This window comes from Arthrobacter silvisoli (genome assembly GCF_003369445.1).
GTDB lineage: Bacteria > Actinomycetota > Actinomycetes > Actinomycetales > Micrococcaceae > Arthrobacter > Arthrobacter silvisoli.
On the sequence record NZ_QRCU01000018.1, the window covers coordinates 102,366 to 124,472 of the forward strand.

Annotated in this window: 16 protein-coding genes; 12 read left to right on the forward strand and 4 right to left on the reverse strand. The window is 64.3% G+C overall.

All coding sequences use genetic code 11. The annotated features are described in order from the left end of the window. The first annotated feature begins 144 nt into the window (after window positions 1-144). The 11 genes from DWV11_RS04405 (at window position 145) to DWV11_RS20230 (ending at window position 16,002) form a co-directional block, all read left to right on the forward strand. On the forward strand, window positions 145-1,236 hold the full coding sequence (locus DWV11_RS04405) for a sugar ABC transporter substrate-binding protein (protein ID WP_115787732.1): 1,092 nt from the start codon (window positions 145-147) through the stop codon (window positions 1,234-1,236). 78 nt (window positions 1,237-1,314) lie between these two features. Continuing rightward, window positions 1,315-2,898: a sugar ABC transporter ATP-binding protein gene (locus DWV11_RS04410; protein WP_115787669.1), complete on the forward strand. Its 1,584-nt coding sequence runs from the start codon at window positions 1,315-1,317 to the stop codon at window positions 2,896-2,898. A 36-nt stretch (window positions 2,899-2,934) separates the two neighbouring features. Further along, on the forward strand, window positions 2,935-3,993 hold the full coding sequence (locus tag DWV11_RS04415) for an ABC transporter permease (RefSeq protein WP_115787670.1): 1,059 nt from the start codon (window positions 2,935-2,937) through the stop codon (window positions 3,991-3,993). A gap of 46 nt (window positions 3,994-4,039) precedes the next feature. Next, window positions 4,040-4,990, forward strand: a complete 951-nt coding sequence (locus tag DWV11_RS04420) for an aldo/keto reductase (RefSeq protein ID WP_115787671.1) — start codon at window positions 4,040-4,042, stop codon at window positions 4,988-4,990. 43 nt (window positions 4,991-5,033) lie between these two features. Then, window positions 5,034-6,686: a GMC family oxidoreductase gene (locus tag DWV11_RS04425; RefSeq protein ID WP_115787672.1), complete on the forward strand. Its 1,653-nt coding sequence runs from the start codon at window positions 5,034-5,036 to the stop codon at window positions 6,684-6,686. A gap of 33 nt (window positions 6,687-6,719) precedes the next feature. Next, complete coding sequence (locus tag DWV11_RS04430; protein WP_115787673.1) at window positions 6,720-7,433, forward strand: gluconate 2-dehydrogenase subunit 3 family protein; 714 nt, start codon at window positions 6,720-6,722, stop codon at window positions 7,431-7,433. Between the two features lie 149 nt (window positions 7,434-7,582). Next, window positions 7,583-8,575: a LacI family DNA-binding transcriptional regulator gene (locus DWV11_RS04435; protein ID WP_115787674.1), complete on the forward strand. Its 993-nt coding sequence runs from the start codon at window positions 7,583-7,585 to the stop codon at window positions 8,573-8,575. Window positions 8,576-8,752: 177 nt separating this feature from the next. Then, window positions 8,753-9,844, forward strand: a complete 1,092-nt coding sequence (locus DWV11_RS04440; RefSeq protein WP_115787675.1) for a nitrilase-related carbon-nitrogen hydrolase — start codon at window positions 8,753-8,755, stop codon at window positions 9,842-9,844. A 1,976-nt stretch (window positions 9,845-11,820) separates the two neighbouring features. Next, entirely contained in the window at window positions 11,821-12,504 is a 684-nt protein-coding gene (locus DWV11_RS20035; protein WP_168404570.1) for a hypothetical protein, read from the forward strand. A gap of 577 nt (window positions 12,505-13,081) precedes the next feature. Beyond that, a complete protein-coding gene (locus DWV11_RS04470) occupies window positions 13,082-14,164 on the forward strand; it encodes a hypothetical protein (RefSeq protein ID WP_136017879.1) in 1,083 nt (360 codons plus the stop codon). Then, window positions 14,161-16,002: a metallophosphoesterase family protein gene (locus DWV11_RS20230; protein ID WP_115787681.1), complete on the forward strand. Its 1,842-nt coding sequence runs from the start codon at window positions 14,161-14,163 to the stop codon at window positions 16,000-16,002. The genes DWV11_RS04470 and DWV11_RS20230 overlap by 4 nt, the downstream gene beginning before the upstream one ends. Before the next feature lie 190 nt (window positions 16,003-16,192). Here DWV11_RS20230 and DWV11_RS04480 read toward each other — a convergent pair whose 3' ends face one another. Next, on the reverse strand, window positions 16,193-17,038 hold the full coding sequence (locus tag DWV11_RS04480) for a metallophosphoesterase family protein (protein WP_245953432.1): 846 nt from the start codon (window positions 17,036-17,038) through the stop codon (window positions 16,193-16,195). Between the two features lie 421 nt (window positions 17,039-17,459). Here DWV11_RS04480 and DWV11_RS04485 point away from each other — a divergent pair, with 421 nt between their 5' ends. Continuing rightward, on the forward strand, window positions 17,460-18,323 hold the full coding sequence (locus DWV11_RS04485; protein ID WP_115787683.1) for an SGNH/GDSL hydrolase family protein: 864 nt from the start codon (window positions 17,460-17,462) through the stop codon (window positions 18,321-18,323). A gap of 120 nt (window positions 18,324-18,443) precedes the next feature. On the opposite strand, the gene DWV11_RS04490 is transcribed toward DWV11_RS04485, so the two are convergent. The 3 genes from DWV11_RS04490 to DWV11_RS04500 all read right to left on the reverse strand — a co-directional run bounded on the left by DWV11_RS04490 (window position 18,444) and on the right by DWV11_RS04500 (window position 22,094). Further along, window positions 18,444-19,634, reverse strand: a complete 1,191-nt coding sequence (locus DWV11_RS04490) for an inorganic phosphate transporter (RefSeq protein ID WP_115787684.1) — start codon at window positions 19,632-19,634, stop codon at window positions 18,444-18,446. Between the two features lie 155 nt (window positions 19,635-19,789). After that, window positions 19,790-20,206: a hypothetical protein gene (locus DWV11_RS04495; RefSeq protein ID WP_115787685.1), complete on the reverse strand. Its 417-nt coding sequence runs from the start codon at window positions 20,204-20,206 to the stop codon at window positions 19,790-19,792. A gap of 625 nt (window positions 20,207-20,831) precedes the next feature. After that, window positions 20,832-22,094, reverse strand: coding sequence for an erythromycin esterase family protein (locus tag DWV11_RS04500; RefSeq protein WP_115787686.1), 1,263 nt, complete (start codon window positions 22,092-22,094; stop codon window positions 20,832-20,834). Window positions 22,095-22,107 lie beyond the last annotated feature (13 nt).

Below are 22,107 nucleotides of genomic sequence, written 5' to 3' on the forward strand. Positions count from 1 at the left end.
TCAGGTGTTTTCAGGGGAAAAGCTAGTGGCTTTCCATATTCAACGAATTTTTTGAAAAGTCTTGATAGTGCGCTAACTCACCATGTAACTTGTCTCACTAAGCCCCAAAGGCGGGGTGGTCACGAACACGAGGGAGTGTTGTTCATGCAGAGAATTGGAACGGGAATCCGTCGGAGCAAACGGCTTGCCACGGTGGCACTGTGCGCTTCCATCCTGACGGTCGGTACGCTCGGGCTGGCTGGCTGCAAAGGTGGCGCTGCCGCGGTCGGCGGCAGTGGGAAGGCTTCCGATGAGAGGCTGGTCATCGGCTGGAGCCAGCGTGGCATCAGCGGCAGCGACTGGTGGAAGACCCTCGTTGAGGGCGGTCAGGCTGAGGCCGGCAAGGTCGGGGCGCGGCTGGAACTGCTGGACGCCAACGGCGACACCGTCCGGCAAAATGCCGATGTTCAGACCCTGATCACCAAGGGCGTTGACGTCGTCGTCATGAATCCGAATGACCCCATTGGCGTCGGTCCTTCAATTCAGGCGTTGAAGGACGCGGGCATCCCGGTTGTGACAGTCAACTCGAGTGTAGATAAATCTCTGGTTCCCGACATGTTCTGTTACGTCGCGGAGGACCAGGAACATACCGGATCGCTCGCGGGCAAGGTGGCCGCCCAGCGGGCACTTGAGAAGTTTGGGGACAAGGGGAAGATCAAGATTGTCGGCATTGGAGGCTTCCCGGGAGATGTGCTGAGCGACCTTCGGTTCAATGGCTTCATGGCGGGCTGGAACAGTGTCATGCAGAAGCATCCAGGCGTCACCACCGTCAAGCTGGACACCAAGTACGGTGAGTGGAAACCGGACAAGGCTCTGGCCCCGATCCGTGATGTTGCGACTGCAAACCCGGACCTCAAGGTTGTCTACAGCATGAGCGATGTCATGCACGGTGGCATCGTGCAGGGCCTGCAGCAGGCCGGCCTATGGGGTGACGGCATCATCATGGCCAGCTACGACGGTGGCATGGGAGCCATCAAAGAGATGGTGGATAACCCGAAGGGCCCGCTCCAAGCCGACGCGTCCAACCAGCCGTGGGATCAGGGGGCTGCCGCAGTGCGCATGGCGATCGCGGCCGTCAAGGGCGACCAGGCTCAATGCCCGGGCAAGACCAAGTACATCGATACGACCGTGGTCACTCCCGCTGATGCGGCCGAATACTACGTCCCCAAAGACACCTACGTCCGCGCCAAAGGCTAAATCCGCCGGCCCGGTCAGCAGTCTTCAACCCGTTCGGCCTCGAAGTCCTGGTTCGAAAGTACTAGTTAAGGAACATCTATGTCCGCCAACAACCAAGTCCCGGTGGCATCTGCCCCCGGGATCGCAGGGGAACCGCCTTCACCTGCCCCAGAGCTCGAACTCGAACTTGAGGGCATCACCAAGTCCTACCCTGGCGTGAAGGCGCTGAAAGGCGTCAGCTTCAGCGTCGGCCGCGGATCGATCCACGCGTTGGCCGGGCAGAACGGGGCCGGCAAGTCCACGCTCGTCAAGATCCTTTCCGGCGCCGAATCCCCGGACTCCGGGAGCATTCGCCTGGGTGGCGAGCTCCAGCGTTTCCGGGATCCAATGGATGCCCAGCAGGCTGGAATTCACACCATCTACCAGGAACTTTCGCTCGTACCATCCCTTTCCGTGGCCGAGAACATTTTCCTCGGCAAACTGCCACTGCGCAGTGGTGCGGCCGTGGACTGGCAGCGGATGCAGGCCCAGGCGCGCATCGCGCTGGACCGGGTGGGGTTTGACCTGGACGTGCGCCGTCCCGTCGGCAGCTACTCCACCGCTGAGCAGCAGGCAGTGGAACTGGCAAAGGCGCTGCACAAGGACGCGCGGATCCTTCTGCTGGACGAGCCCACATCTACGTTGCCGATGCCCGATGTCGAGCGGCTCTTCACTGTCCTGCGGTCCCTGTCCGAACAGGGGGTGACGCTCCTTTACATCTCCCACCGCATGGATGAGCTCTTCTCGCTCTGTGATGCGGTAACCGTGTTGCGCGACGGAGTGAACGCCGCCGATTTGAAGACGGCAAGCTCGAAGCCGGCCGACGTCGTTACGGCCATGGTCGGGAAAAGCCTCGAAGGGTCCATCGCCGACGCTGCACTGCGCGGAGAACGCTCGCCTCGACTCGGCCCCGGCCCACGCGAAGGCGTCATCCTCACTACCCGCGGCCTCTCCGAGCAGGGATACGTGGACGAGGTGTCGTTCGATCTGCGTGCGGGGGAGGTCCTGGGCCTCGCCGGGCTAATCGGCAGCGGCCAGTCCGAGCTTGCAGGCCTTATTGCGGGAGCACGGAAGCGCACCTCCGGCGAGATGAGCGTCGATGGGCAGGCTGTGGAATTCCGTGCACCGCGGGACGCGATCCGCCGCGGGATCGGGCTGCTGCCGCAGGACCGGAAGGCCGCAGGCTTCATCCCTGACATGGGTGTTGCCGGCAATATCACTTTGGCCAGCCTGCCCCAGTTCAGCCGGCTGAGTGTGATCCAGTCGCGGCGGGAGCGCAGCGTGGCCGCTGACATGGTCGACCGTCTGGGCATGAAGGTCTCCGGCGTAACCCAGCCCCTGAAGACACTGAGCGGCGGGACCCAGCAGAAAGCGATCCTGGCCCGGTGGCTCGTCCGCCAATCGCGCATCCTCGTATGCGATGAGCCGACCCGCGGAGTGGACGTCGGGGCCAAGGAAGACATGTACGAGCTCATCCGCGAGTTCGCGCAGGCCGGCGGAACCGTCGTCGTGGCGAGCTCGGAGATCACCGAGGCGATGATGTGTGACCGAGTACTGGTCATGGCCCGCGGCCGCGTCGTCGCAGAACTCGACCACGACGACATCGACCCCGCCGGCAACGCCATCCTCGAACGATTTGCCTGACGGCACCCCACCCAGATTCCTACCAGGAGAACAACCATGTCCCGGACCCTGTCGCCCCTGCCCCAGCGCAGTGGCACCCCATCCCCATCCATCAGTATCGGCTCACGCCTGCGGGGCAGCGCCCTCCGCGCCCTGCCGAAGAGCTACCTTATCCTCGTGCTCCTCGCGATCCTCGCGATCGGCTACTACGTCTCCGACGACTTCCTGACGTTCCGCAACGCCGAAAACGTCATCACCGCCGCCTCGATCGTCGTCGTGCTCGCCATCGGCCAATACTTCGTCATCCTGACGGGCGGCATCGACCTCTCCGTCGGGTCGATCCTGGCCATGTCCACCGTTCTGACGGCACTGACCTTGCAGGCTGGAATGCCCGCCGGCGCGTCCGCAGTGTTCGTGCTTGCCTGTTGTGCCGTCGCCGGATTGATCAACGGCATCCTCGTTGTTTGGTTGAACATCCCTCCATTCATCGCAACGCTCGCCATGATGAGTGCCGTCAAGGGCTTCAGCTACATCATCCAGTCAACAAGCCTGATCGAGATCCGCGACCAGGGGTTCATCCAGGTCTTCTCCCGCGGCAGCATCCTCGGCATCCGCAACCCCGTCCTGATCTTCATCATTGTTGCCGTGGTCGCGGCTCTTGTGGCCAAGTACACGACGTTCGGCCGCTCCCTCTACGCGATTGGCGGCAACCCTGAAGCCTCGCGCCTTTCGGGCCTGCCCGTCGCGCGGAACCTGATCGTCACCTATACCATTTCCGGGGTTCTGGCTGGCCTGGCAGGCCTTGTCGCGGCGGCCCAGCTACGGCAGGGAAGCTCGCTCATCGGCGTAGGTTACGAACTCGACGCCATTGCTGCCGTCGTGGTGGGTGGTGCCTCCCTCATGGGCGGAAAGGGCGATCCACTGAACGCGGTGATCGGCGTGTTCATCCTGACGACCATCATCAACATCATGAACCTGGTAGGCATCTCCTCCGAGCCGCAGTTGCTGATCAAGGGCGCAGTGATCATCCTTGCCGTCTTCCTCTCCAGCGCAGGCGGCGTCCAAAGGATCTCAGGATTCTTCTCCAAACATTTCCGGCGCCCGCAGGCCGCCTGACCGGATACCCATCCCCAACTCATTCATCAGCAGAAAGCAGGAATTCATGTCCATTCGTCCCTTCGGCCGCACGGATCTGGCCGTCTCCGATATCTGTGTCGGCACGAGTGCGCTCGGGAGCTTTCCCGCCCAGTACGGCTACGAAGTCGATGAGGACACCGCCGTCGCCACCATCCACCGCGTCTTCGACGGGCCCTTCACCTTCATCGACACCTCCAACGAATACGGTGGGGGCGCCAGCGAAGAACGGATCGGTCGCGCGATCGCCGAGCGCGGCGGCATTCCCCAGGGATACGTCGTCGCTACGAAGGTCGACCCGATTCCCGGCAGCGCCGACTTCTCCGGTGACCGCGTCCGCAGGTCTGTCGAGGAAAGCCTCGAGCGCCTCGGCCTCGATAAGCTCCAGCTTGTCTACCTGCATGACCCGGAGAAGATTTCCTTCGAGGAAGGAGTGGCCAAGGGAGGACCACTCGAAGCCCTCGTCGATCTCCGGGACCAGGGCGTGATCCAGTACCTGGGCGTCGCCGGCGGCCCGATCGAGCTGGAGCTGCAGTATCTTGCGACGGACGCGTTCGACGCCGTCATCAGCCACAACCGCTACACCCTGGTTGAACAGACCGCCGAGCCACTCCTCGAGGACGCAGCCCGGCGCGGAGTCGCCTTCGTCAACGCCGCCCCGTTCGGCGGCGGGATGCTCGTCAAGGGACCGCGGGCCGTTCCTCGCTACTGCTACGCACCCGTGGACCAGGCAACGATCGATCGGGTCCTGCGCATGGAAGCGCTGTGCGAGCAGCACGACGTCCCACTGGCCGCGGCCGCCCTGCAATTCTCGGTGCGCGATGAGCGCGTGACATCCACCATCGTTGGCATGTCCCGCCCGGGCCGGGTCGAGGAGACCCTCCGGCTGCTAAACCATGACATCCCCCAGGAACTCTGGGACCAGCTGTTGCCTCTTGCCAGCGTGGGCCGGAACGGCATTGAAGCCGTAACGGTCTGACTGTCGGGGCGAGTAGCAGGAATTCACGAAAGGAAATGAAGCAATGACCAGGAAGAAGCGGCCCGAGCCGGTCGACGTCGTCATCGTCGGCGCCGGTGCGGGCGGGGCAACTGCGGCAAAGGTGCTGTCCGAGGCAGGCCTGAAGGTGGTGGGCCTCGAGCGTGGGCCATGGCTGAAACCCGAGCACGCTTCGGGCGACGAGCTGAAATTCCTCAACCGGAACTTCATCTGGCAAGACCCGAAGGTCAAGCCCCGGACCTACCGTCCGAACGACAAGGTCGAGGCGGAAATCACCAACTTCTCCGCGACGCCGCAGGTGGTCGGTGGGGGCACCACCCACTGGGGCGGCATGGTCCCCCGGATGGCGGAGAGCGATTTCAAGCTCCGCAGCCTGCACGGCGACGTTCCGGGTGCGAGCCTGGTCGACTGGCCGATCTCCTATGACGAGCTGGAGCCGTACTACACGCGGGTTGAATGGGAGTTCGGCACATCCGGCCTGGCAGGAGCAAACAAGTGGGAAGCGTGGCGGAGCCGCGGCTACCCGACCAAGCCCTCGCCCCTGAGCCAGATCGGCCGGACCTTTGCCACCGCCATGTCCAAGCTCGGCCACAGCACATTTCCCATGCCACAGGGCATGGTGACCGAGACCTACCGGGGCCGCCAACCATTCAGCGAGAACGGCTTCTGGCAGCAGTATCCCGATCCCGGCAACGGCAAGTCCTCTACGCTGATCAGTTTCATTCCCGACGCCATTGCAACCGGCCGTTACGACCTCCGCCCCGACTCCTATGTCAGTGAGATCCTCGTGGGCAAGGACGGCCGCGCCACCGGAGTCCGCTACCAGGACGAGGACGGAGACGAATTCGTCCAGCACGCCAAGGCCGTCATCGTCTGTGGCGGCGGCATCGAAACGCCCCGCCTGCTGCTCATGTCGAAGTCCGGTCTCTTTCCGGACGGCCTCGGCAACGGCAGCGGCATGGTCGGCAAGAACGCCACCTTCCACCAGTATTCCTTCTCCGTCGGCCTGTTCGACCGTGAGGTGAGCGATCCCCTGTACGGGTGGGCAGGCCACTACATGAGCCTGTGCTCATTTGACTTCTACGAAACAGACGAGAGCCGGGGCCACATCCTGGGATCGCTCATTTTCCCTTCAATGATCGGCCACCCGGTGAACTGGAGCTTCCCCGGCCGGCCCACGTGGGGGCAAGCAGCGAAGGACGCGGACCGCGAATTCTTCAACCACAGCATGAAGATTGGCGTCCTGCTGCACGATCTGCCGGTCGAGGACAACAGGGTCGACCTCGACCCGAACGTCAAGGACGCGTGGGGCCTGCCGGTCGCCCGGATTACCCATACGCCCCACTCCAACGACTTCGCCCAGGAACGCTGGCAGGTCGCCAAAAACGGGGAAATCCTTGAGGCCGCAGGCGCGAAAAAGGTCATCCCGGTCAATATGGAGCGGATCACGGGCAACACCTCCCACGAACTGGGCACCGCCCGCATGGGCAACGACCCGGCAACGTCCGTCGTCGACCGCTGGTGCCGCTCCCACGAAGTACCGAACCTCTACGTCTTCGACGCAAGCTTCTTCCCGACCGCGACCGGCATCAATCCAGCCCTGACAATCATGGCCAACGCCTGGCGGTGCTCTGACCGGATCCTCCAGGTCGACCGCCACGGCTGGTCCGAAAACTGATCCATACCTCACAGACACGAAAGGAAAGCTCACATGGGACAGGCGGAATGGGCCACGGTACCCATCTCTACCCGGGACGTTGACGGCCCGGTCTTCTTCACCGAGCACGAGTGGAAGACGATCGAGGCGGCGTCAGCCCGGATCATCCCCACCGACCACCACCCGGGTGCGCGTGAGGCCAAGGTCGTGCGCTTCATTGACCGGATGCTGGCAGGAACGCAGTTCATCTTCGCGGCCGCGGATGGCAACGGGTTCCTCCGGCTGGAAGGCCGCGACGAAACAGCGTGGCAGGAGCGCATCAAACAGCGCCGGGAGTTTTACCGCGAGGGCATCGTGGAGTTGGACCGGCTAGCCAAGGAACGGGCCGAAGCCGAGTTCATCCGGCTTTCGGAAGAGGACCAGGACGCTGTACTCGAAACCCTTTCGGGCAGCCCCAAACCGAACACCTTCTCGCTCGGGCACTCCGAAGTTGGGCTTGGGGGCGCGCCGGCAGGCAATCAGCCCGTCAACGAGGACTTCCTGGAGTTCTTCCCCTTGCTCGTGCTGAATACCCGTCAAGGGTTCTACGGCGACCCGGTGTACGGGGGCAACGAGAACCGGGTCGGTTGGGGCGTCATCGGCTTCGACGGCCCCCCGTCGCTGGCGTCAACCATGGACGGCAGCTACACCACCCGCAAGTACATGGTGGAGGGGGCAGAGTGGCCATACGATCAGCATCCCGAAGTCCTGCGCTTCCGGCGCCCGTGACATTTGGCGCGCCGATCGGCGTCGCGCTACCGGACCGCTCGCGGGTGACCGAGGATAATGGTGTGGTGTCCACGACCCCAGTGCCCTCGGAAACCCGTACCTCCAACGGTCGTGGAGAGCGGCTGGCTTCCAGGTCAAAGGCCCCCCGGATGTCGGACGTTGCCCGGCTCGCCGGCGTATCGCAGCAGACGGTGTCACGGGTTGTCAGGGGAGCATCCAACGTAGATCCGGACATTCGTCAACGGGTCGAGCAGGCCATCGCACAACTGCGGTATCGGCGAAACCCGGCAGCTGCGGCTCTCGCCAGCAACCGGACCATGACGATCGGGGTTGTCAGCTTCGAACTATCCGTCCTGGGGCCAACAGTGGCCTTGTACGGTATTTCCGAGGAAGCGCGCCAACACGGCTATGCGACGCGTTTGGTCACACTGGCAAGTCTCCACCGGGACGATATCCGGGCCGCTTTTGAATCCATCAACTCGGACACGGTTGACGGCGTGATCGTACTCGCGCCCCTCCTGGATGCCATCACGGTTCTCGAGGGCCTCGACATCGGCGTTCCCGTGGTCACATTCCAGCAAGGATCGCAGCCGAGTCCGACCAGCGTTTCCGTTGACGAAGTGCGAGGGGCACGGATGGTGGTCCGCCACCTGCTGGACCTTGGGCACGAAACGGTGTGGCACGTCCAAGGCCCGCCCGGCTGGATGGCAACATCCGCCCGCGTCCAAGGCTGGGCAGCGGAACTGGGGGCGGCTGGACGCTTCGTTCCGACCCCACTCGCAACGTCAGATTGGTCGGCGGCGGAGGGATACCGGGTTGGCTGTGAACTTGCCGCACGGCAGGACGTCACGGCGGTCTTCGCCGCCAACGATCCCTTCGCGCTGGGAGTAATCAAGGCCATGGACGAGGCCGGGCGCAATGTACCTGGCGACGTCAGCGTTGTGGGCTTCGACGACGTCAAAGAAGCGCCGTATTTTCGGCCGGCACTAACGACCGTGAAGCTGGATTTCGAAGCCATCGGTCACATCGCTGTGAGCCGTATCCTGGCCATGATCAAAGAGGAAGCCGAGGGAGACATCCCTCTGCTGGAACCGCGCCTGATAGTCCGCGACACAACATCACCGCCGCGAAGCCAGCGCTGACCTAAAGCTGTACTGGCACCGCCTGCCGCTACTCAAGGCTCGATGCCTTGTCTGAATAAACGGGCCCCGCCCACCTCCAGAAAACCAAGACACCAGGTCTTGCAATTCCCTACCAGATCGCAATACCGTGAGTTAGCGCTAACTCACGTACTCGAAGAAGAGAAAAGAGAGAAAGCAATGGTCGATCCATTTGTCGTCGTAGCGGTTTCGCCGCGGACCATCAATGTGAAGAATCCCGGCGACGGCGTTGCCAACGTCAAGCGCATCAACGAATTCATCGATACGGCAGTGATGGTCGGGACCTGGGAGGGCTCACCGGTCAAGCTGGTTGTCCTTCCGGAGATGGCGATCCAGGGCATGATCGCCAACACGCCGGGAAACCGCGAAAAGGAGCGCCACTTTGCCGTGACGATCCCTGGGCCGGAGACGGACGAGCTGGCGAAAAAAGCCGTGGAACTCAACACCTACATCGCTGCCGAACTGTACATGGTGAAGGACGAGGACTTCCCCGACCGCCACTTCAATGTCGCCTTCATCATCGATCCGCAGGGCGAGATCATCTATAAGCGCTACAAGGCCACCAGTGATGCCTACGAAGGCGGCATGCTCGGCAACATGAACCCGCACGACGTGTGGGACGAGTGGATTGAAAAGAAGGGGAACGGCAACCCAATGGACGCCATCTTCCCGGTGGCGAAGACCGAGATCGGCAACATCGGGTATGCCATCTGCCACGAGGGTGTCTACCCGGAAGTCGCGCGGGGCCTGGCCATGAACGGCGCCGAGATCATCATCCGGGGCACGCTGATCGAGCCGGCCGTCCAAAACGGCATGTGGGAACTGCAGAACCGTGCACACGCCATGTTCAACTCGGCGTACGTCGTCGCTCCGAACCTGGGGCCCGAAGTCCGCGAGGACGGGAGCATGCAGGACCTGTTCGGCGGCCAGTCCATGATTGTCGGGCCGCGGGGGCAGATACTCACCAAGCAGCAGGGCTGGACCTCCGGCGACTCGTTCGTCTGCACCACAATCGACATCGAGGCGCTCCGCCGCGCCCGTGTCTCGAACGGCTTGTACAACCAGTTCAAGGATCTGCGCACAGAGCAGTATCGGGTCATCTACGACAACCCGATCTACCCGAAGAACCAGTACCTCGATGCCCCGCCGAGCGAAGGCTGGCTGGCCCGGGAAGACTCAACACGGGCCGCCAATATCGAGAAGCTCATCGAGCGCGGTGTCCTCACGCCGCCGTCCGGCTACAAGGCCTGACTCCTGCAAGGCCTAAGGTACGGAATTGGCCGGGGAACACGTCTCGTGGACCCCGGCCAATTCCATGTGAGGGCGACCATGCCCCCCTGAGCGGGGACCGCAGGAGCGGCGCCACGCTTCTGCACGTCATGACGATCCCGATAAGTCCGATGCAGCCCAGAATGTCTTCCTCTTACTTCTGCGCCGGTCCGGAACGCGATCCCGTCTGTGGATGAACGGTCACGCGGCCCAGGCTGGGTCGCCGCTTCCACGTCCTGTGCTCCCAAACCGCCTACACGAAATGGGGACTTGACGGACAGGAGATGGCGCTGGGGGAGGGCCGGCTTCCAAACCATCCTGAATGCGGCATTGAACCTTCGGGACTTTGTCCCCGGCTTGCCCCGGACAGACTTGCCCCGGACAGAAATGCACGGGCAAGGACCTGCGTTGGGCTCGGCTGAGCCGGGGATCTCCGGAGTCGGAGCGACCGCGCGCGTCCGTCACGGTAGTCCTTGCCCTCTAAACACTGCACCATACGTGGGGTCGGGCCTCACAATTCGCACAAAACTGGGTGTGCGCAATGTGCACGCCTGGGGCTTTGGATTCGATGGGGGGAGTGGCGGGTTTTCCATGGTTGGCGCCCGGTTCGAGTCCGGCCTCGCTTTCCTGGGCTGGTTGGGGTTCTGTGGTCTTGCTCCTTCATGGCGGGGTAGGAGCAGGACGAGATGACTACTGGCTGATTGGTGGTTTGCACTCCGCGGTCCGGAGGCGGGCGTGACGGTGTCCGTTTGTCCGGCTTCAACTTCACCCCCCGGGCCTCGCCGGCTTCAGAGTCGCGGGTGGTCGGAAGGCCTCCCGGCATGGAAGTTGCTTTCAAACGGATTACCTCTGGGGGTACTCTGGACGGACTTCGCTTTGAGGAGGCAGCCTGAAAGGTGGTATCAGTGCGCGTAGGGCTCAAGGATAAATGGGATCGGCTCGGTTCTGAGGCGAAGACGTGGCTACTGGAACATCCGGCCTGCCTGGTTCTTCCCCCGGCGATATCGGCGGAATTCTGCACGGACCCACTCGAGGACCTGGAGTTCGACCAGCAGGGACGGGTTGTACTCTGCCGGGAGGACCGTGATTTTATCCGGGATAAGGCGGAGGCTGCCGGAACCATCCGCGTCCCGACGGAGGAGTACTTGTTCTTCGATACGGCCCCTGTGCCCGTAGTGCGGGTGCCCGGCGAGGCTTCGCGGTTCAGGTCATAGGTGCGTGGCCCGTCTGCAACCCCACCAGGCCGAAATGCCACGGGTGACCCCGAGCAACGCGGCGGTCCGGCTCAGACCGGGATCGGCTCCGCCAAAGGGGCCAGCGTAACGCGGCGGTGAAGCCGATGGCCGACTTGAAGAATTCAAGGTGATTCTTCGGCTGCCTGATCCCCTCCGCTACTACAGCCTGCTCCAATTCCTGGGAATGAGATTGCCCGGGCGCGAAGCAGCCTCCGAAGGGGAGCTGTTGTGCATCTGCGGTGCAGGCCGTCGTGCTTGGCCTCAGCGACGATCCCGACCCTGATCCTGACGGGCATGTTTGCTCGCCGTGGCCTTGATGGAACGCCGGACGCCTGGCCCATGAGATGGTCATCCTTCCGATGCCGGACGGTGAAGGACAAGGAATCCTGCCCGGTGCTTCCGGGTGGGTGACGGCCACCCTTTCCCCTGGCCGCTATGAACTCATCTGCAACTTTCCGGGCCACTATGTCGCAGGGATGTTCACGCAGCTCACCGTCACCTGAGCCACCTCACCGCACTCACCGCATCGGACCGGGCATCGGATCTGTGGGCACGTGACCGTCGCGATGGTGGACGGGGCCCGCCGCATCCTGACGGGTCCTGCCCACAGCAAGGACTGGGCCGGCGTCGATGTCGGACTTAAGTCCCTGTTCCGGAGGGCGGCTCCGGCGTACTTTGCAAGTGGAGTCCTGCTTATCCGGGGCCCACACCCAAGGGGGCATCATGACCACACGAAGGCTTTCCACATTCAGCATTCTGGGGGTCTGTGCCCTCTTCGCGCTCTCAGGCTGTTTCGGCCCTCCCTCCCCGGCGCCCACAAGCAGTTCTTCCACACCGAGTGCTACAGCAAGCCCCGTCACCACCCCGAGCGCGACGGCGAGTCCGTCCGCGCCGATTAGCCCGTCGACTGAACCGGTTCCGACGACGACCACCGCGCCGTCGCCCGCCCCCACGAGCCCGGCCGCGAGGGAGGAGACCACTTCCCCGGGCCTCCCGGAGCAGGTCGCGCCGCTGACGGTCTACTACGTCGCGATCGGCGACAACGGCACTTCCGGGCCGATGATCGGCTGCGGCGATAGTCTCGTCGCCACGACCACGGCCCCGGTCCGCTTCACGGATCAGGTCGGTCCCAGCATCAGGACCTTGCTCGCAAACAAGAGCCGCGCCGTCGGCATGTCCGGGCTCGTGAACGTCCTGTATCAATCGAAGCTCACCTACCTCGGAGGTGAGCTGGACGGTGGAACAATCACGATCCACCTTTCCGGGCAGTTCATGCTGTCGGGCGTGTGCGATATCCCGCGCGCGAAGGCCCAGTTGGAGTTCACCGCCATGGCTGCTTCCGGGGCCACCAGCGCCCGGGTCTTTGTGAACGGCCGCCCGATCGACGACGTGCTCAGCCTGAAGTAGTGCAGTTCAGGCAACCTGGCGAAGACGAAGAGGGAACGTTTCCGTCCATGAAGTCGGCAAAGTGAACGCTGATCTGTTCCCCCGCCCCATGGGTCCGAAGCGCAGCAGGATGTCGATCCGCCTTCCCTCCGTCGCGGGCTGTCCGCGCAGTTCGGACAGCCTTGTGTGGAACAGGATGGCCGCCGTCGAGCGCTCCCGAGCCGAGCGAAATCGTGGCCTGTACCGACAACAAGGTGACTGTGGAAGAACGGTGGCCGGGAGCGAGCACCCCCGAGTACCAGAGGTGAGTACTTCCTAGGTACCAGAGGGCTTTCCCCTGCCCGAAGTAGGTACTTGTTACTCGTGACACCCGCTTGACCTGGAGTCTAGACTCGTAGTCACAGGGCGGCCGTGGCAACGGTCGACTTTGTGCTGCAGATGCTGCTGGGAATCTGGAGTTCAACTCCGGGGAGCAACAATGCTGGGCTATGGATTTTTTCACATGGGCGGGCGTGGTAGAGGCCGAAGGACCTCCTGGCTTGGCGTAAGGCGGCGAAATGATCGCCCGGTTGGTCCGCATCTACGCAGATCGCGGGATATGCGGCTTCAGGCACAGCTGACAGCGCTGTTGCTTGCGCTGGAGGGTGGCCTGGTGGTGGTGCCGGTTGCGGCGTCTGCTGAGGGCGGAATGCGCGCTGCTACGAACTGTGAGGTGCGGCTGCTCGCCGGTCTGGGTGGCCGGGGCAGCAACGCGATCGCGGCGAGCAGCAACGGCCTGGTGATCGGCATCGCCGACACTGCCACAGGCGGATCCGCGCCGCTGCTCTGGAGGGACAGCCGGCCGACGCCGCTGACGATCCCGCTCCAGGCCGCGGCCCCCACCTCGGTGAACCGGGCCGGAGTCGTCGTCGGCACGGGGTATGACGCCACCCATGAGGTGCTCGTGGGCTGGTGGTGGCAGAACGGGCGGTATCACCGGCTCCCCGTTGGCCCAGGCGACATTGCGCTCCCGTCGATGGTGTCGGACAGCGGCGTCGTTGTCGGTGCCCTGATCGCCGACGAGGAGCACTCCGACGGGCCGGGCGCCGACGAGGACGAACGACCCGCTGTCTGGTCCACCGTGACCGCGGCACCCCGCGAACTCAGGCTGCCCCCCGGTGCGCGGAGCGGCCATGCGTTCGCGATCGGTCCGGACGGCACGATCGGCGGGGTGGCCCTCGCCGACGGCGGTACGCCTGTCCTGTGGGCGCCAACCGGCACACCGAGGACCCTGCCGACCCTCGGCGGGCGAGGCGGCGTGGTGCTGGCGATCGGCTCCGACGGGCAAGCACTCGGCCAGAGTGCCGTGCCCGGTGGAACCCACGCGGTCCACTGGGACGCCTCCGGCCTCATCGCAGACCTGGGCACAGCGGCCGCCGGCCCCACCTCGAGCGCGCAGGCAGGCATCGCGGGGATCGCCGTCGGAACCGGCAGCACGCCGGGGTTCCGCGCCTCGCGACCACAGGCTGTGATGTGGGTCGGCAACAGCGCCCGGATCCTGCCACCGGGTTCGGAAGGCCAGTTCGCCGGAGTGTCCGGGACGGCGAGCTCTGTGTCACAGCAGGGCGGGACCACCATTGTCGTCGGGTTCTCCGCGGCAGCCAACGGGCTGCGCCGCGCGACCGAATGGAGCTGTCGATGAACGGCCGCCGGCGCGCGCGCCACCCACTGCGCCCGGTGCTGGCCCTTCTGTTCGGGGGAGCACTCGTTCTCGCGAATGTCTACTTTCTCGCCACCTCGCGGGAGAACCAGGCCACCGCCGCATTTTCGGTGAGCCTGGGGTTCGCCGGCGACACCGGCGGCAACACGGTCACCGGCAAGGTGATCGACGCAGCAAGAAACGCGGGGACTGCGGCGATGTTCAACCTCGGCGACATGTCCTACTCCCAGATCACCCCGGAGGCGTCCTGGTGCTCGTTTGTCTCGCAGCACGCCGGGACCATGCCCTATGGGCTTGTGTCCGGGAACCATGAGGACAACGGACCTGACGGGGTGTGGTCGAACTTCGCCGCGTGCCTGCCGGACAAGTTCGGCTCCACAGGAGACTACGGCCAGCAGTTCTACACGGACTTCCCCGCCAGCAGCCCGCTGGTCCGGGTGATCATGGTGTCCCCGAAGCTGACCTTCAGCGGTACGACCAAGGACTGGTCCTACAAGGCCGGCACACAGGGCTACACGTTCGTGTCGTCGGCGATCGACGCGGCCCGGGCTGCCGGCATCCCGTTCGTCGTCGTCGGGATGCACATGTACTGCCTGTCGATGGTCAACTACCCCTGCGCCGCCAGCCCTGACCTGATGAATCTGCTGGTGGCCAAGAAGGTGGACCTCTACCTGCAGGCACACGACCACGCGTACGCGCGCAGCTACCCGCTCACGCTCCAAGGCACTTGCACGGCCATCTCCGTCAGCAGCTTTAACCCCGACTGTGTCGCCGACACGAACCCCACCGGCGAATTCACCGCCGGCACCGGGACGATCCTGGCCACCGTGGGTTCGGGCGGCAGGTCGCTCAACAGCGAGAGCAACACGACGACGGCGCCGTACTTCCAGCGGTTCATGGGCAGCAACAACAACCCGACGTACGGCTTCTTGAAGGTGTCGGTGACCGACACGACGCTGACCGGTCAGTTCGTCGGCGCCTCGGGCGGGACCTTCACCGACAGTTTCACGCTCACCCGGACGGCACCTTCACCGACGCCGACACCAACGCCGACGCCGACACCAACGCCGACGCCGACGGCGACGCCGACACCGACGCCGACACCAACGCCCACGCCGACGCCGACGGCGACGCCGACGCCGATACCGACCTCTGTCAGGTCGTCGGCAGCCGGATCTGGCGAGCTGACCTCTTCGGGCTCGTACACGCCGACCTTGCCAGCAGGCTGGCAGCCCGGCGACGTAGTCTTCCTGTTCTCACAGGTGACCGTGGCTGGGTCTGCGAACGCCACGGCTCCCACGGGATGGACGCGGGCAATCGCCGACTTCACCAGCGCCGGATCCACCTCGGCGCACCAGGCGGTCTGGTATCGGGTGATGCAGTCCGGCGACACCGCGCCTAGTGTGCCCGAACCCGCGTCCCGGTATGCCTGGGTGACGGTTGCCGTGCAGGGCGCCAGCGCCACCACACCGCTGGACGTTGCGCCCGCCAATGACCCCAACGCCGGGGTGTCCTACCCGGATGTCCGGGCCCCCTCGATCACGCCAGTGACGTCGGGGGCGTTATTGTTGACCGCACACGGCGTGAGGAACGGCACCAACTCGGCGACCACGACATTCACGCCCCCGCCGGGGACGGCGGAGGCCGGCGACGTAACGTCGAGCGTTGCGTCCAAGTCGAACGCGGCCATCGAAGTCGGCTTCCTCTCGCTGGCCGATACGTCCGCCACCGGCACGAAGACCGCGACCGCAGCCTCGAGCTCCGGCACGAGCATCAATCAGTGCGGCTCGGCGATCATCGTGCGCCCTGCCTCGCCCTGACCGGTACGGCGCAAGCCGGCGGCAGCACCGCCGTCGGAAGCAGGGTAGTCTGCAGGCGTAGAAATGGTGTGGTACCCACGCCTGTGAGGACGGTGGCCACAGGGTTGCTTGGCACGGTCCCGTGATGCGCGTGCGGTCTCCCGGCTTCGATAGTGCCCCAGGGCGTGGGGCGGCTTATCGGTGGCTCTAACTACGGTGGGGGACGCGTACCTGCGTCCGTGCCCGACCCCGACGTTGGAACGAAGTTCCAGTCGAAAGACCCGTTGTCCCGGAGTGTCAAACGAAGGTACCCGTGAGTGTCGCTGAACCGCTTCTCGATGTACGGGGGATTGCTGGTGAAGGAGCGGAGGCCGATACCTCCCGTCGAAACCTGGAACGCTGTCATCCCGTCGCTGACGCACTGGTCAGCGTTGTTCACCGGACATGACCGTTCGTAGTTGTGTTGCGATCCTGACAGGGTCAGACGGACCCGGTGCTTCCACATCACATCGATCCACGGCTTGTGGTCAGCGGCCCGCATATGTCCTTTCGTGTTCGACGTGAAGTACGGTTCGTGGTACACGACTGCCAGGTGCTTACCCGCAGCCTCTGCAGCAGCGAGGTCGTTGTCCAGCCACGTCGTCAACACCCGGGCCTGGGTGGGATTGTACCGCCAGAGCGCGGACGACAGGAACGCGAAGTGCCAGTTCCCGAAGTCCTTCGAGTACGGTTCCCCGTTCTCGATGAACCCACGCTCCTGGTTGATCGCAGCCTTCGCCGGGGACCCCGGGCATTGGCCATCCATGAAGTTGTCGAGGTCTTCGTTGCGGCCGGGTTTCCAGTCGTGGTTGGGGGCTGACACCCAGTACAACTTGGGCATCGTGCCACCCCACAGCGGCGTCCAGTAGTTCACGTAGTCAGCGCAGTATGCGGTGTCGTACTGGAAGTCCCCGAGCCCTAAGAACGCGTCGATCTCGTTGTTCTGCACGAGCCGGGTGATGGCCGCAGCGTTCCGACCGGACGGGCTATCAGGGGCATAGTTCTTGACGCCGTTCATGTCACCGACAGCGACGATCCGAACATCATTCCCACGGCCGATAACGAGGGACGCGGCAAAAAGGGCAGTGGCGCCCAAAATGAGAGCGGACGCTCCAGCGATAACACGACTGCGGCGCATGGAGGGCGCCTCCCTTCGTGGGAGAGCGGGGTGTGCTACTTCCAGGCAAATCGGGGGCCACCCGGTATGTCTGCTTTCGAGTGTAGGACAACCCCGGGACGATCACAGGGCATCATGGTTCTCGTCGTCCCTGCCACGAAGGCCCGGAGTGCCGGCACGGCGTGCCGGGAAGCCAAGTAAGAGAACGTCCGCTGCGGACGCGGCACTTCTGAACGGAAGTCAGCCACCCGGGGCCGAGAGCGGAGCGCCCCCGCAGAGCAGGCCGGTGGCGCGTGGGCCATGGGGCGGGCAGTATGGGGGAATGAACGTCCCCGACGCGGACGGTCCGGCGCACGATGGCCCCAATAGGGCCCGCCTGCACCCGTGGGGCCGTTATGTGGCTTTGGGTGATTCGTTCACGGAGGGGGTCGGAGACCCGGAACCCCGCAGACCGGGGGGCCTGCGGGGTTGGGCGGACCGGGTCGCGGAAGAGCTGAGCGCCGGTCACCAAGGTTTCGCCTACGCGAACCTGGCGGTCCGTGGACGGCTGCTCCCGCAGATCCTGGATGAACAGGTCGGGCCGGCACTGGACCTGCGGCCGGACCTGATCACTCTCAATGCCGGGGGCAATGACCTGATTTTCCGCCGAAGCGATCCCGACAAACTCGCCGAGCGGATGGACGCCGGCGTGGAATTGCTGGCCTCTACCGGCGCAACGGTTGTGTTGTTCGCCGGCCCGGACTGGGGCGCAACCCCGCTGCTGGGCCGGGTCCGCGGGAAGGTAGCGATCTTCAATGAGAACCTGCGCGCCATCGCGGCACGCCACGATGCAGTGATCGCCGATCTCTGGGCGCTGCGGGAACTCACCCACCCGCTCATGTGGGATCCGGACCGTTTGCATTTCTCTCCGTTGGGCCAGCACACCATCGCGATCATGGTGCTGGAAACCCTGAATGTCCCCCACACCCTGGAACCCTTGGCGCCCAAAGAGTTGCCCGAACTCAGCTGGCGCGAGGCGAGAGCCGATGACATCACCTGGGCGCGTGACTACCTGGTCCCTTGGGTCCTTCAACATCTCAGACGGATCTCCGACGATGAGCGGCACGCCAAACGGCCGAAGCCGGGCCCGGTGTTCGGGGCCCCGATGCCACCCGGAACCTTCGTTGGACAGGACCCCCGGAACTAGTGGTCAGACCGCAACAGACCCGGCATATCAGCTGTCTGTATTGCTGGTGAGGCTTGCGGGGCCGGGCTGCTGATTTCCTGCGCTGTCGAACGGCGACGACGAAGCAGGCAGCCCAGTCGATCATCGCCTCGCGGCTCGCCTCGCTGTGCGGCGAGGCGGGAAGCTCACGGCGTCGCCGGCCTCCTGGACCTCGATGACGTTGTGGTGGCCCACGCGTTGCCTGCGATTGAGAAGAAACATCCAGGAGACGGCGGCAAGGCCGCAGGCGGCAATGAGTGCGACGCCGGCAGGGCCAAGCCCCACAGCGTAGGCAGAGAGGCCGCCAACCCCGGCGGCTGCGGGAAGGGTCAGGACCCAGCCAAGAGCGATGCGTGCGGCGGTGCCCCAGCGGATCGAGGTGCCGTGGCGTCCGAGCCCTGAGCCGATGACCGAGCCGCTGGTAACCTGCGTTGTCGAGAGCGCGAAGCCGAGGTGCGAAGAGGCGAGGATGGCCGCTGCGGTGCTTGATTCGGATGAGAAGCCCTGCGCGGGGCGCACCTCAGTCAGGCCGGTGCCAAGAGTGCGGATGATGCGCCAGCCGCCCGCGTAGGTGCCGAGCCCGATCGCGGCTGCGCACGCGACGATGACCCACATCTGGGGTCCGGTCCCGACGGCCTGCTGGCCGCCTGCGATCAGTACCAAGGTGATGATGCCCATGGTCTTTTGCGCGTCGTTCGTGCCGTGCGAGAGTGCGACAAGGCTCGATGTGAAGATCTGGCCGATCCGGAAGCCAGCGCGGCTATGGTGGAGCTTTTCCCTCGCCTCCGCATCGCGCCTCGTCGTCACGGCGTAAGCGATGCGCGTACAGATCCAAGCGGAGGTGCCGGCGATGAGCGGGGCGGCGACGGCGGGAACGATGACTTTGGAGAAGACCGTTGTGAAGTCCACCGAGTACAGGCCGATGCCTACGACGGCGGCGCCGATCAGGCCGCCGAAAAGCGCATGTGACGAACTCGAGGGGAGACCGCGGAGCCAGGTGAACATGTTCCAGACGACGGCGCCGACGAGGCCCGCGAAAATGAGCTCGGGGGTGATGTGCACGCCTGCCGTTCCTTCGCGGATAATTCCGCCGGAGACGGTCTTGGCGACCTCGTTTGACAAGAAGGCGCCTACGAGATTCAGCACCGCCGCGAGGGCAACAGCCCTCCGGGGTTTGATCGCGCCGGTCGCGATAGGGGTAGCCATGGCATTTGCCGTGTCGTGGAAGCCGTTGGTGAAGTCAAAGAAGAGCGCGAGCGCGATCACCAATGTGATCATGAGGGTGATGCCCACCGGGTCCTCCACAGTCCGATTTGAATCAAAATAGGGCTACGTCGGGGTTGGGCATAGGGCTGAAAGTCCCGGAGGAAGCGCTGAGAAGAGGCCGTTTGGCCCCTATGTTCTGTCGGCTTGGGCAAGGCGCTGGATCTGAGGATCGTCGAGGCGATTCATGTTGTGAGGTTGTTGATCATGGTTTCCAAAGTTCGGATGGTCCGCTCGTACTCACCGTTCTCAAGCCCTTGAGTGCTGATGTCGCGCACTCCGTTCACGTCATTGAGCGCCTTACGGTACTCAGTGCGCCCTGCGTCCGTGAGCCGGTAGACGCCGCCCTTCTCTGCGACGAGCCCGCCGCTTAGAAGCTGCTCGAGCGACGCCTCCGAAGGCTCGCGGGAGGATGTTTCCTGGTTTGGAGCGGTAGCTACGTCCAGCTGGTTGATCGTGCTCTGGGTCTCGGCGAGCACGTTGAGCAGTTGCCATTGCCTGCGGCTGAGCCGATGGTTCGCAAGGGCGTCTGTGAACCGCTCCTCAAGCAGCCGGTCGAGAGTCCTGAGCAGATAGGCAATCGGCTGGGTGGTGTCGGGCATGGTGACCTCCTGTCGCGCGGGCACCCCGTCCGTTCCGTCGACGGGGCACGGTGGCTGCGCAGATTGTTGGTGATTCCAAGGATGCGCCGAGATTACGGCCGGGGCGGGCGGAGCGTAAGGGTCTAAGGGCCCCGACCTTGTCATGGTTGTCGCTGCTGCCGCGGAACCCCTTCGGGCCGTTGCCCGACGTGTCCCGGCAGGGGAGGGATGGGTGACCTTTGGCCCTTCCCGCCCCGTTTCGCGCCAGGCAGGCTTTAAGCAGGACGACAGACAAGACGGACGGCATGCTCCGCCAGTGGACAAAGCTCTCACCTAGTGGGCGTTGATTGTTCGGAGGGACCATGAAGCGAATAGGAACGCCTGGGATCCTTGACACTCAGGGAACCGGTGGTCACCGCATCGAAGCGACGGCGGCATTGCGTCGGCAATCCACGCTGGATGACGCGGGAGACCCTGGCGCACGGGTGCAAGGAGTAGCCAGCGCATCCTTGGCTTTGTCAGCCGCGATCGGGCCCACTGATTCCACGGATGATTCATGTTCGACATGCGTTCAGGATCTATGGCCTGATTGCATCGACTGAGGGCCTCTAGGGGCTCCGGAACGATTCGGTGCTGAATACTTCGGCTAGAAACCTGTCGGTTCGGTCTCGAGTTCGGGCTCCCCGGGCAGGTATTCGGGATGGAGGGGGTGCAGGGCGACCGTCCGGGGAAACCAAAGCAGCGCATCGTAGCGCTGCCTGAGTTCCGTGGGAACGTAGTTTCCGCCTTCCCGCTCCGGGTTGTAGACCACGCCGATTGCCCGGTGTCCGAGCCAAACGTCAGGCCATTCGCCCGGCCGGGATGCCCCGAACAGCAAGGACGAGGGGGCGTCCAGCGCCTGGTTGAGCAAGTATTCATGGCTGCCGGCCTGGGCAGGTGGAAGCAGCATGGTCTTTCCGGGCCGCCCCCAGGCCTCGGCCGCCATAACCGTCCCGGCGAACGTGGCGAAACCCACCAGGAATACGGTCCCGGGATGGCGTTGGCGCATCAGCTGCCCGATGTTGACCATTCCGGCGTGTTCCATGTCGGTGGCCCGTGCGTCGCCGACATGCGTATTGTGCGCCCAGATCAATCCCTTGGAATGGTGACCATGGCGGTCCGCGATGCGATCGATGGTGTCGCTCATGTGCTGGTCGCGGATGTTCCATGACTGCCGGTCGCCCCGGACCATGATGCGGTAATAGCGTTCGGCGTTGGCTGCGATGATGGCGTTCTGTGCGACGTCGAAGGCTGCCGGATCGTCCTGCATCTTCGCGAAGGTCTGCCTTCGCACCTCGGCAAGGAGCGCGAGCACGTCCGCTTCGCATGACTGAGGTACCAGGCGGGTGTTCCATGCGTACCTTTGCGGGTCTTCGCCGAAAGGCGCGAAGCATTGCCACGCGCGCAACGCCGCCGGAACGGCTTCCCTGGCGTTGGCGTGGAGCCAGGCAAAGATCACGCGCAGCGAGTCCCACAGAGAGTAGACATCAAGGCCGTAGAAGCCCGTCCGTTGGCCTTCGGGCAGGGCCAGGTTCCATTGGCGCAGCCACTCCAGGAATCCGGCAACTTCGACGTTGGCCCACATCCAGGTCGGCCAGCGGGAGAAGCCTGCAAGCAATTCCCTCGCATCGAGTTCCTGATCCGCTTGGCCCCGCACCCAACGGTTGATCCGCCAACAGTCGGGCCAGTCGCCTTCGACCCCGATCCAGGTGAATCCGTGTTCCTCGATGAGCCGGCGACTGAGCAGCGCCCGCCAGCGGTAGAACTCATGGCTGCCGTGCGACGCTTCACCCAGGCACACGAATCGCGCGGCAGCGGCTGAACGGACAACGTCGTCGAGGTCGTACGGGCCGAGGAGCGGCCGGGCCATGTCCCGGATCCTG